The sequence below is a fragment of the Streptomyces aurantiacus genome (genome assembly GCF_001418335.1).
GTDB classification, from domain to species: Bacteria; Actinomycetota; Actinomycetes; order Streptomycetales; family Streptomycetaceae; genus Streptomyces; species Streptomyces aurantiacus.
Genome location: NZ_LIPP01000221.1, coordinates 17,023 through 28,808 on the forward strand (window position 1 = coordinate 17,023; position 11,786 = coordinate 28,808).

At 70.6% G+C, this 11,786-nt stretch carries 7 protein-coding genes; all 7 read left to right on the plus strand.

From position 1 onward, the window contains the following. Window positions 1–192 precede the first annotated feature (192 nt). The 7 genes from AOK01_RS26875 (at window position 193) to AOK01_RS26905 (ending at window position 11,643) form a co-directional block, all read left to right on the plus strand. Entirely contained in the window at window positions 193–1,710 is a 1,518-nt protein-coding gene (locus AOK01_RS26875) for a VMAP-C domain-containing protein (RefSeq protein WP_245702429.1), read from the plus strand. Next, window positions 1,707–2,768: an AAA family ATPase gene (locus AOK01_RS26880; RefSeq protein WP_055516092.1), complete on the plus strand. Its 1,062-nt coding sequence runs from the start codon at window positions 1,707–1,709 to the stop codon at window positions 2,766–2,768. The genes AOK01_RS26875 and AOK01_RS26880 overlap by 4 nt, the downstream gene beginning before the upstream one ends. Then, window positions 2,769–7,094: an FxSxx-COOH system tetratricopeptide repeat protein gene (gene fxsT, locus AOK01_RS26885; RefSeq protein WP_055516094.1), complete on the plus strand. Its 4,326-nt coding sequence runs from the start codon at window positions 2,769–2,771 to the stop codon at window positions 7,092–7,094. It abuts the gene before it with no gap. Between the two features lie 132 nt (window positions 7,095–7,226). Next, window positions 7,227–7,454, plus strand: a complete 228-nt coding sequence (locus tag AOK01_RS26890) for a hypothetical protein (RefSeq protein WP_055516097.1) — start codon at window positions 7,227–7,229, stop codon at window positions 7,452–7,454. A gap of 28 nt (window positions 7,455–7,482) precedes the next feature. Then, entirely contained in the window at window positions 7,483–9,198 is a 1,716-nt protein-coding gene (locus AOK01_RS26895; protein ID WP_055516099.1) for an aKG-HExxH-type peptide beta-hydroxylase, read from the plus strand. Window positions 9,199–9,292: 94 nt separating this feature from the next. Beyond that, on the plus strand, window positions 9,293–10,474 hold the full coding sequence (locus AOK01_RS26900) for a hypothetical protein (RefSeq protein ID WP_055516101.1): 1,182 nt from the start codon (window positions 9,293–9,295) through the stop codon (window positions 10,472–10,474). Beyond that, window positions 10,471–11,643, plus strand: a complete 1,173-nt coding sequence (locus AOK01_RS26905; protein ID WP_055516103.1) for a caspase family protein — start codon at window positions 10,471–10,473, stop codon at window positions 11,641–11,643. Before AOK01_RS26900 ends, AOK01_RS26905 begins: the two co-directional genes overlap by 4 nt. The last annotated feature ends 143 nt before the right edge of the window (window positions 11,644–11,786 follow it).

An 11,786-nucleotide genomic window follows, 5' to 3' on the forward strand; every position in this document is an offset into this window, starting at 1 on the left:
CGTTCGCCCCGGGGTGGACGCCTTCAGGGCGTAGGTTCGGCCCATGGTGTCAACTTCGCCTGTTTCACCAGGTGTTGCCGTGCTAATTTCGTCGATCGGTCAGGAGTGCCGGCTCATGGGGGAAGGTCGGTGGTGACGGCGCCAGGATTAGGCGAGTTCGGACGTGCGCCAGGCGGTGACCTGCTGTTTCGCTTGACCGAGGCGCTCTGCGGCCTGAGTTGTCTGGAAGACCAGCCGGGCCGGGTGTACTTCGCGGGGCTGCTCTCCGAGCAGTTGAACCATCGTGTCGATGTTCGCGGAACCAAACAGCGTGAGGACGCCATCGCGCTCGCGCGTGCGGCGTTGAGCGTCGTGGGCGGGGAACGCGTGCTGGTGGAGGTGGTGCGGGTCTTCGAGGGAGCCCCTGGCGCCGCCAGGATCGAGCGGTTGCTCGTACCCGTGCCGGAGCACGACGGCCGGACCGGGCCACTGACCGGGCCACTGGCCGGTCCGCTCTCCCGGGAAGACGTCCGTTCCGCCCTCACGCTTCTCGCGGCGGCGGAGCCGAAACTGCCCGAGGTCGGCATACGGGACGCTCTGGCCAGAGAGCTGCACCTCGACCTTCCGTCAGGCTTCTCGGTGCTCCAGCTCTTCACCCACGTGCTGGAGCTGAACGTCCAGCCCGACGGAGTTCCCCCGGCCGTCCTGCTGATGGATCACGCGGCCGAGCTGGCGGAGGCTCCGGGCCGGAAACTCGCCCTGTCCGCCTGGACCCGTCGCTGGGCGGACCACGCCGGCCTGCTTGCGGAACTGGAGCGGCGCAAGGCCGAGCGCGCCGCGGTCGGCGTCGATCCGACGATTCCACGGTGCCTGGTCGTGGCGGTGGACCCCGCGCGTGACGGTTCCGGTGACATCGTGGTCCGCCCGTGGCTGAACACCGTGCCGGGCCGGTGGCAGCCGCAGCCGGCCGAACCCGAGACGACCAGCCTCGAAGGCCTCGCCCCGGCGGTCGAGCGCGCACTGCGGCAGGTCGTCCGACTGCTGCCGGCACAGCACAAGCAGGCCCGTACGGGCGCGGAACCCGTGCCCCCGTACGTCGAGTTCGTGCTCCCCTACGACCTGCTCAACCATGACGTCGCCGGGATGAAGTTCAGGACCGGCGACGGAAAGCCCCTGTCCCTGGGCCTGAAGTACGGGGTGCACCTGCGGAGCCTGGAGCGGATGCGCACGGACGACACCCTGGTCAGATCGCAATGGCTGGAGCGCTGGGACACGCTGCAGAACAACGGCATCGTGGTCCACGGCTGGCGCAGGCGTGACGCGACGCCGCTCGACGAGTGGCAGGCTTCACTGGCCGCGGAACCGAGTCGTACCGCGGTCGTGCTCGACGCGCCGGACGGAGGAGCCGCGACCGAGGCGCTCAAGGCGACCATCGCCGAGGGAATCGGGCTCGCGGTCTGGGACCGCAGAGGCGAGTTCCAGGAGGTACAGCGCGAAGTGGTCACGGCGGTCTTCGCCGCCGTACCCGCGTCGACGCAGATCCCGCTCGCCGTCCACCGGCTGCGCCGCGGGGCGGAACTGCATGCCGAGGGCCCGCTCCTGCTGGGCCGGCACATCGCCTTCCTCTGGGACGACCCGCATCGGCTCGTCGACATTCAGACCTACGTGGACGACGGACCCGACGGCGACGGCGCCTTTGACGACAGCCGCAGTGAGGAGACCCCGGGATGAGCGGGCGAAACACTGGAAAGCCACAGGACTGGCGGGTGTTCCACGCCACCGGCGTCGTCCCGAGCGGCCCGCCGCCCCAGTTGCCCGAGCCGCCGCCGTGGCGCAGATTCCGTGGCGCCCCGACGCGTCCCCTGCCGAGCGACGACGAGGAGGCCGCTCTGCGCCGGCTGGGGCGGGCCGACGCCGTACCGCAACTGGACGAGGACAGCATCGACATCGTGAACGCGGCTCTGCTGCTGCGTCGCCCCCTGCTGATCACCGGCTCACCGGGGGTGGGCAAGTCCACGCTGGCCTACCTGATAGCCCGCGAACTCGGCCTGGGACGTGTGCTGGAGTGGAACATCGTCAGCCGGACCACGCTGCGCGACGGGCTGTACGCCCACGACGCCCTCGGGCGCGCGCAGGCCATCGCCGCATGGCGGGCCGGCATGAGCGCGACCGGTACGGTGACTGCCCCGGACGGTGACCAGGAGGGCCCCCTGACGCCCGCACTGGGCGACTTCATCACGCTGGGTGCCCTGGGCACCGCGCTGCTGCCGCACGACCGTCCGCGCGTTCTGCTCGTGGACGAACTCGACAAGAGCGACATCGATCTGCCCAACGATCTGCTGCACGTTCTGGAGAACGGCAGTTACGAAGTCCCGGAGCTGGTGCGCGACGCACTGGAAAGCGCGCGAGTGCACACCAGCGACCCGGGACTGTACGCGGTGGTACGGCAGGGACGGGTGGAATGCCGTGAGTTTCCGATCGTGGTGATCACCAGCAACGGGGAACGGGAATTCCCCGCCGCATTCCGCAGGCGCTGCCTTCCGCTGGAGATGCGCACACCCACCCGTGAACAACTGCTCGCCATCGTGGAAAGCCATGTCAGGGCACATCCGCCGGATGTCGAGGCCCTGGTCGACCAGTTCGTCGAAAAGGTGGAGGCGGGTGGTACGCACTCCCTCGACCAGTTGCTCAACGCCGTCCAGCTGACCACGGCAGGGAGCTTCCAGGCCGAAGGGGGTGGGCGTAAACTCATGGAAATGCTGCTGCGCGACCTCGCAAAGGGCCGCTGAATGGACGGTTTACCCCCGGAGCGCGCACCCGGTGCCGGCGAAGACGGAGACGGACCGCAGCCTTTCGCGCCGTTGCCGCAGGAGCGGGCACTGCCCGCCGCTCGGGAGCCGGAGCCGGAGTCGGTTCCACACTGGCAGGAAATCGCCGATGCCCTCTGGCTGGGCGCGCACTGGATCCGCACCGGGCGCCCCGTCGTCGACACGGAACCGCCCGACAGGAGCGAGCCGAAGGACGGCACGGAGCCTGCGCCATCGCCCCCACGGGCCCCCGACATACCACTGGAACCACCTGGCGACGACGCGACCACCGTTCGGCGCCGGCTGCCGGCTCCCGACCCGGAAGGCCCCGAGCAAGTACGTCTGGGCCCGCCCGTTCTTCCCCGGCCACGATCCGCCGCCCCGGGACAGGGCGCCCGCTCGGCCCGGCTGGCCCGTGCCCTCCATCTGCTGGCCCGTCAGGTGCCGTCCCGCGACGCGGTGGAACTGGACGAGGAGACCACGGCGGAGCGGGGAGTCTCCGACGAACTGTGGATGCCGTGGTTCCGGTCCGCCGACGCCATCGCGTTCGACCTGGTCATCCTCATCGACGACGCGCCCACGATGCGCATCTGGGGAGAAGAGACTGCGGCCTTGTCGGCCGCCGCCGAACACAGCGGCGCCTTCCGTGCGGTACGCACCGTCAAGGTGGTGGTGCCACGGACGGGTGAGCCGGCACTGCGCTGGAACGCCGCGCGCACCATGGCGGAGCCCGGGGAGATCCTCAACGGCAGGGGAGACCGGCTGTTTCTCGTCGTGACGGACGGTCTCGCGCACGGCTGGGCGAAATCGGCGGCCGACCGCCTGCTCGACCGTCTGGGCAGGGCCGGTCCCACGGCCGTCGTGCACCTGCTGCCGCCCCATATGCGGCACCGTTCCTCGCTCTATCCGCATGGAGCGGTACTGGAAGCAGGTGGCTTGGGAGCGGCCAACAGCTGCCTGGGTCTGGGACCGCCGAGAAACGGCCCCGACCCGATGCGCCCGTTGCCCGCGGCGGACGGCGGTTCGGTACCCGTTCCCGTGCTGTCCTTGAAGGCGGGATCCATAGCCGCCTGGGCCGACCTGGTCACGGGGGAGCGCGGGGTGCGCCGGGGCCTGCCCGTCGTGGTGACCGGAGCCCTCCAGAAGGGCGCGCCGGCTCCGGGGCTGCGCGCCCCGCGCCGGCCTCGTGCCGCTGCCGCGGCGGTGCGCCGGTTCTTCACCCTGGCGACCCCGGCGGCCCGCCGGCTCGCGACGCAACTCGCCGCGGCGCCCTTCGAGTTCGACCTCATCGAGCAGCTGCGGAGGCGGACCATGCCGGACGCGGGCCCGCAGCACGTCGCCGAGATCCTGATGGGTGGCCTGATCGACTGGAGCGGTCTCGGCACGGAACGTCCGGAATTCGCCGAAGGGGTCCGGGAAGCGCTGCTGGCCACGACCACGCGCAGCCAACTGGCCGGTGTCGTCAGCATTCTGGGAGAGCTGCCCGCAGCGGGGGAACACGGTGTCGCACTGCGGGCCGCGCTTCGCGACCCGGCGGGAACCACGCTGCCCGATCCGAGCGCACGAGGCTGGCGGCAGTCCGAACTCGCGGTGCTGCGCGCGCTGGCCGGGCCGTACTCCGAACGGGCCCGGCGCATCGAGACAGAGACCACCGTCACGTCCCTCGGTACGTCGACGATGCCAGGTGATTCGGCCGGTAACACGTCATCGAGCGGGGAATCACCCCATCACGAGCACGGCGACCGTTCCACCAGGACCGGGGACCCATCGGAGGCAAGGCCGGGCATGAAGACGAAGACCACCGGAGGACCCGCTCAGCTGGTGAACGTCCCCCTGCGGAACACGTCGTTCGTGGGACGCACCGCCCTGCTGCGGGCTGTCGAGGAGCAGCTCGCGGACCAGGACACCGCGGCGGTTCTCCCGCACGCCCTGCACGGCATGGGAGGCGTCGGCAAATCCCAGCTGGCGCTGGAGTACATCTACCGGCACCAGCAGGACTACAACGTGATCTGCTGGATCCCCGCGGAGCGGGAGAGCCTCATCCTGACCGCGCTCGCCATCCTGGCAGCCCAGTTGCGGATCGTCCCGGTCAGCCAGGAAGGCGGAGGTCCCCCTCCGGCCAACACCGCCGTGCCCGCCGTCATCGAGGCGTTGCGCACCGGAGCGCCGTACGACAACTGGCTGCTGGTCTTCGACAACGCCGAGAACGTCGAAGCGGTGCGCTCGTACTTCCCGGCCAACGGCCCCGGAAAAATCATTGTCACCTCACGCAACCGCGAGTGGGAGCGGGTGGCCACACCGCTCCCGGTGAACGTCTTCGTGCGTGAGGAATCGGTCGAACTGCTCCAGAAACGCTCTCCCGACCTGTCCGAGGGTGATGCCGACCGGCTGGCCGCGGCCCTGGGCGATCTGCCGCTCGCCGTGGAACAGGCCGGGGCATGGCATGCCGTCACCGGCATGCGTGTCGCCGACTACCTCGATCTGCTGGAGCAGCGCAGCCCTGAGGTACTCGACCTCGATCCGGCACCTGACTATCCGGTCTCCGTCGCGGCGGCCTGGGACATCTCTCTTGAGCGGATCAAGGAGAACAGCCCGGGTGCCCGTCAGCTCATCGACATCTGCGCGTGCATGGCCCCCGAGCCCGTGCCTCTCTCCGTACTGCGTGGCAGTCGTGGCATCGACATCTCACCCGAGGTCAACCCCATCCTGCGGGAGCCGTTCAAACTCGGCCGGGCCATCCGCGACCTGAGTCAGTTCTCCCTGGTGAGACTGGACCTGCGCTCCGACACGCTGCAGATGCACCGGCTGTTGCAGAAGGTGCTGCTCGCCAAGCTGAGCGACGAGGAACACGACCGCATGCGGGACGCGGCCCACCAGTTGCTGTCGGCGGTGAAACCGGGGCTCTCCACCTCTCCGCGGGAGTGGCCCGCCTACCAGGCGCTGCTGCCACACGTGCTCAGTTCCCAGGCGGTGGACAGTACGGACGAGTGGACCCGTGAGCTGATCTATTCCACCGTCATGTTCCTGTACTACTGGGGTGACTACGAGACCTCCGTCGACCTCGCCCGGCAGGCCTACGAATCCTGGCTCGCGACCACGGGGGAGGAGAACACCCACGTGATCCGGATCGCGAAGGTCTTCGCGTTCCTGTTGCGGGTCGTCGGTGAGATCGCGGAGTCCATCGTGCTCAACGAGCGCATCCTGGAAGTGTGCCGTCGGGCGGCGGTCGACCCCGAGGACCTCATGGACGCCATGACGCAGATGGCTGACGCCCTTCGCTATCAAGGTCGCTTCCGTGAGGCGAGCGAGATGGACCGGGGGGCGACCGAGGACCTCAGGGAGCGTTTCGGGCCGGAGGAGCCGTACACGCTGACAGCGGCACACAGCTGGGGTGTCTCCCTGCGGCTGCGCGGGGAGTTTCGAGAGGCATTGTTTCTGGACCGCGAGACGGCGAGGCTGCGTGAACTGCTCTTCGGACCCGACAACACCCTGACCCTCAACACCCTCAACGGTCTCGCCATCGACATGAGGGAGTGCGGTGACTACCCGGGATCGCGTGACTTCCTGGAGGACGTGTACCGGCGGTCGCGTGAATCGCTGGGTGACGACAACCCGTACAGCCTGCGCATCGCCCGGAACCTGGCTGTCTGCAGACGCAGGGACGGAGTGATCGACGAGGCGGCCAAACTGTCCGAGGAGACGCTGCGGCACCTCGTGACCGGGTACGGGCGGGACTATGTCGAGACCCTGTGGACAGCGGTCGACGTGACCGTGGACCGCCGGCTCATGGGCGACCTCATGGGCTCTCGCGAACTGGGCGAGGACACGATGCGACGTCTGGGCAGGCGACTGGGCGAGAGCCACGCTCACACCCTCGTCGCCCGCGCCGGACTTGCCGCCACTCTGCGTGTTCTCGGTGATCTGGACGCCGCCGGAGCTCTGGAGGACGAGGCGGCCGAACGGCTCGCCCAGACCGTCGGCCCGCACCATGTGACGACGTTGACCGTGGCCCTCGGCCGAGCCAACACCGCCTACGCACGACTCGACTTCGGCCGTGCGCACGAAGTCGACTCGACGGCGCTGCCGTTGCTGAGGCAGGTCGCAGGCGAGGGGCATCCGCTGACACTGGCCTGCGCGGGGAACCTTGCCCTGGACCTCAGGGGTCTGGGGCGGGGCGCCGAGGCCGACGCACTGCAGCGGTCCGCGGCGGAGACGCTCGCCGTCGCCGTTCGGTCGGACCACCCCTGGCTCCTCGCGGTACGGCAGCTGCGGCGCATCGAGTGCGACATGGCACCGATGCCGCTCTGAGAGGCCCGAAGGTGCCCTTGGGCTGACCTCGGACTGCCCCTTGGGATGATGTGCGATGATCTGGCGAGGCTTTGCCGTAACACACCTGCACGGGTGCCCCGTACGCCGCCACGAGAACGAAGGGAAGGCACGTTGCGCCGCCCGCTGACCCATGCGCCCGACGTCCGGACTGCCGCCGGTACCACCAGTTCAGGCAGCTGCGTCCCGGCCTGGGAGTCGGATCTGGCCGACCTCGCCGACCTGCCCCTCACGGCCTTCGGCACCCTGTCGCCGCTCGGCCGCACCGACCGGATCCTGGCGGAAGTACTGCGTCCGCGCAGCAGTATGCGGGGTGGCGGCGAGCCGGGGAGAGCGGAGTAGCGAGGTGCAGCCCCAGCCTCCGCTTCGTATGCCAGGACATCTCTTCGCCGAACTCGCCACCGGTGGCGGCTCGTCGGAGGCGCTGGCCTTCCTCGATCGCGGCGAACGAGTACGGCGGCTTCTCCTGTTGCGGACGCTCCACGCGTCCCTCGAATCCCTGCCGACACCACTCACCGCCCACTCCGAGGCTTGGCGAGTCCTGTGGGACGCGGCCGGAAGAACACCTGAAGCGGTCGAGGAACTCATCCTCGCTCCCCAGGTCGGCAGCTGGCTGGCGCATGTCCTGCGGCGCATCCACGGCGCCTCGGAAGGGCCGCCTCTGTGGGCGGAGGCGGGCCGGCTGGGAGCGCTGGCCGTCGCGGCGGCGCTACGCGCCCGCACTGAGGCGGACCTGCTGGTTCCGCTCACCGACGGTGCGCTGCACCTCCCTGGTCTGGGTATGGCGCAACTCGCCCGGACCGGAGTCGGGGTGACGATCGGCAGGGCGCGGGCGAGCGACGGTGAGCTGACCTTGACGCTCCACGAGGCCGGGGCCGCGGACGTCTCCCGGCCGGGCACCTCGCTCACCTGCCGTCCCTCGGCGGTTCCCGCTCCGGGGAAGAGCGTTCCGGGGGAGAGCGATCCTGCGGGCAGCGGACCACGCTGGGTTCCGCTGCGCACACTCACGTACTCCGGGCCCTCGGATGCCGGTACCGGTGCGGGTACCGGTGCCGTTCCGCTCGACGATCTGGATCCGTACCGTGATCTCGACGAGCCCATTGCTCCGGCCCGGCTGGACAGCGACGAGGCCGCCGTATGGCAGGAGATGTTCGAGGAAGCCGCGGGCCTGGTCACCGGGGCGGGGCGGGGATCAGGGCCGGGCCGGCTCGACCCGGCGGTGATCCGGGCCGTGGTCCCGTGGGGGCGGACGAGCAGCACACCGCCGCCGCCCCCGGACGTGCGGGTCTCCGCCACCAGCGGTGACTCCTACGGCGCCATGGTGATCGCCCGTCCTTCCTCCTCACTGGCTCTCGCCGAGGCCTTCGTCCACGAGTTCCAGCACAGCAAGCTGGCCGCGCTGCTGCACCTGTTCCCCCTTCTCGACGACGACCGGGAAGAGCGTTACTACGCCCCGTGGCGCGCAGATCCGCGGCACCTCACAGGGCTCCTGCACGGTGCGTACGCGTTCATCGGCGTCGCAGGCTTCTGGCGGGAACGCCTGATCGACCCGGAGCATGCCGAGACCGCCGCCTACCACTTCGCACTGCGCCGGCTGCAGGGCCGGCTGGTCGTACGCACCTTGCTGGGGAGCGGCCGACTCACCGTCGAGGGACGTGAGCTTGTCGCGGGGCTCGCCCGGACGCTCGACGGCTGGCTGCGCGAGCCGGTCGACCGGTCCGCCCTCGACCGGGCCCGTACCGCCGCCGCGTTGCACCGTACCGAATGGCGGCTGCGGAACGTCTCCCCGGAGTCCCTCGCGGCGCACGACCGGACCGACGTGCCCTTCCGTGCCGACCGCGAGTCGTGGCCCGACGTACGCACCTATGCGTTCGCCGACCGACCGAGCGCGCCGTGCACCGCCGATGAACACCTGGCCGCCGGAAACCCGGCCACGGCGCTCGCCCGGTATGCCGATGCGCTGGCCACCGACCCGGCCGAACCGCACGCGCTCTCGGGCTGGATCGTCGCCCGTGCCGCCATCACCCCGGGGAGAACCTCCCGCCGCATGCTGGCCCGCCCCGAACTGATGCAGCCACAGCACTGAGCCCCAAAGTGCCCCAGGATATGGGTTACTTGAGGTCACGACAGCGGTTGCGCATGTCGTGCAGCAGGCATCCGGCGCCATCGGGGGAGGGCACATGTCGGCCGTCGTCTTCATCCACGGGACAGGTGTACGCGAGCCGCGTTTCACCGCGTTGGCGGGGCGCGTCGCGGCAGGGCTCACCGCGCTGCGGGACGGGCTGCGCATCGTGCCGTACTACTGGGGAGGCACGCACGGCGCCACTCTCGCCGCGGGCGGGGCCAGTCTGCCACCGCATCCGTATCCGCAGAGCACAGCGCGTGGTTCGGCCGAGGCGCCTGCCACGTCGGCCGACGACGACACGACCGCGGCCTGGGCCGTGCTCTATGCCGATCCGTACGCCGAACTCCGCCTTGCGGCGGCAGGCGCGGAAGCACCCGGCGAACGGCCGCCCGGCTTCGTACCGCCACACCTGAAGGTGCGGACTCAGCTGGCCACCCTCGCCGCGCAGGGCGACGCGGCCTTCCCGGAGTCGGGCCCCGGCCTCGCACACGCCGCCACGGATCTGGCCGGCCATCCCTTGCTGGGCCCTGTCGCCGACGTCCTCGATCCCGACGTCCTGGCGGTTCTCGTCGCTCGCAGCCTGGTCGCCCGCGTCGTGGTCGACGCCCTGGACGAGGACACGCCTCTTGTGCCCATCGGCGAGACACGGGACGACCTGACCGACAAACTCGCCGAAGTCCTCGGCGCACCGCCCCCGGGAGCGGAACGCGGAGTACGTACCCTGCTGTTGCGGACGGCGGGCTCCGCCGCCTCCCGCGCTGTCGTACGCCGCCGGCGCGCCCTGACCGAGGCCGCCCACCCCGCCGCCGGGGACATTCTGCGCTACCTCGGCCGCGGTGACGCGGTCCGCGCCGACCTGCGCACGCTCGTCGCCGGTCTGGAGGCGCCCGTCACGCTCATCGGTCACAGCCTCGGCGGCATCATCGCCCTGGACACCCTGATCTCGGCGCCGCTTCCGCAGGTCCGGCTCCTGGTGACGGCCGGCTCCCAGGGCCCCTTCCTGTACGAATCCGGCTCGCTGCCCTCTCTCGAACATCCTGACCCGCTTCCGCCGCACGTCCCCGACTGGCTGAACCTGTACGACCCCCGCGACCTGCTCGGCTACCTCGGCGAGGGGCTGTTCCCGGGGCGCGTCACGGATGTCGCCGTCGACAGCGGGCAGCCGTTCCCGGCGGCTCACAGCGCGTACTGGACCAACCCGGTGGTCTACCGGCACATCGTGGACCGCCTGCCATGACCGGCCCGGCCGTCACGGAGCAGGGCTCCGCCGTGCTGCCTCCCATCGACCCCTCCCGGGTGTACGCCCTGATCGTCGGGATCGAGGCCTACGACGCCGGGGAGGACTGGAGCCTGCCGGGGCCCGCCCGGGACGCCGTCGCCCTGCATCGGATGCTGCGTGCCGCCGGAGTGCCGGACGCCCAACTCCGGCTGCACCTCGCGCCGTTGCCGTCGTACGTCCCCGAAGTCCCGTACGCGGCGGCCGACCAGGCCACCCTGCGACGCGTCCTGGTCCGCGAGTTGTCGCAGGCCAGGGGCGACGTGCTGTGGGTGTGGTGGGGCGGGCACGGCGTCCTCGACCGGTCCGGCCGGCTGAGACTGTTCACCGCCGACGCCACGACGGCCGACAAGCTGGGCATCGACCTGGACTCCGCGCTCGCCCGGTACGCCGGCGACGCGGTGCCCGCCCTCACCGAGCAACTGTGGATCGTGGACGCCTGCGAGTCGTTCGAGGAGGACCTCGCCTTCCGGGAGCAACTGCCGCCCGACGCCTTGCCGATGGGCCGACGCACCGCGGTCCACCGGCAGACCCTGCTGCGTGCGGCGGGCCGGGGAAGGGTCGCCGTCAACGATCCGGTGCGCGCCACCGGGCTCTTCTCCGACATCCTCCTGGGGCTGCTCGCGGACCGTGCCCCTGCCCTGCCCGCGCTGCCCGATCCGGAGGAGTTGTTTCCTGCCGTACGGGCTCGGGTCGCGGCCCTCAGGGAAAGGGGCCGCACGCTTCAGCACCCCGAGATTCGGCTGCAGAGCCCGGAGCGTACCGAGATCCTGCCGGCGGTGAGCCGGGACGCCGAGGCCACCGAGGACACCGAGGAGCGGTCGGCCTCACCGCTGCGGCGGGCCGTGGACGCCCTGCTGGCCTATCCGCTGATGAACGACCCCAGTGAGCGCCAGACAGTGGTCGGCGCGCTGAGCCCGGACGTCACGGGGATGCTGCCTCGTCACAGCAAGGCCCGCACCGATGTCGCGGGGATTCTCACCGGGCTCGTCCGGTACCACGTGCAGGCGCTGTGGGACCTCTTCGACGCCGTGGTGGCCCTTGACGACCACCCCGACCGCAAGCGTGAACTCGCCCGGGCGTTACGGGAGTTCGATACGTTCTCTCGGCGTCCTCGCGGTCGTGCGTGACCGGCTCATCCCACCAACCGCAACCGCCGCCCACAGACCCCCACCCGCACCGACTGCCCCCACGTCAGTTCCAGCGAGTCCCCCTCCATCCCGTCCCCGAACGCGATCAGGCGTTCGGACTCGACGGTGAGGGTGAGCCGGGA

Coding starts and splice junctions, on each gene's coding strand:
- AOK01_RS26880 (WP_055516092.1), top strand. CDS start 1,707: ATGAGCGGGCGAAACACTGGAAAGCCACAGGACTGGCGGGTGTTCCAC.
- fxsT (WP_055516094.1), top strand. CDS start 2,769: ATGGACGGTTTACCCCCGGAGCGCGCACCCGGTGCCGGCGAAGACGGA.
- AOK01_RS26895 (WP_055516099.1), top strand. CDS start 7,483: ATGCCAGGACATCTCTTCGCCGAACTCGCCACCGGTGGCGGCTCGTCG.
- AOK01_RS26900 (WP_055516101.1), top strand. CDS start 9,293: ATGTCGGCCGTCGTCTTCATCCACGGGACAGGTGTACGCGAGCCGCGT.
- AOK01_RS26905 (WP_055516103.1), top strand. CDS start 10,471: ATGACCGGCCCGGCCGTCACGGAGCAGGGCTCCGCCGTGCTGCCTCCC.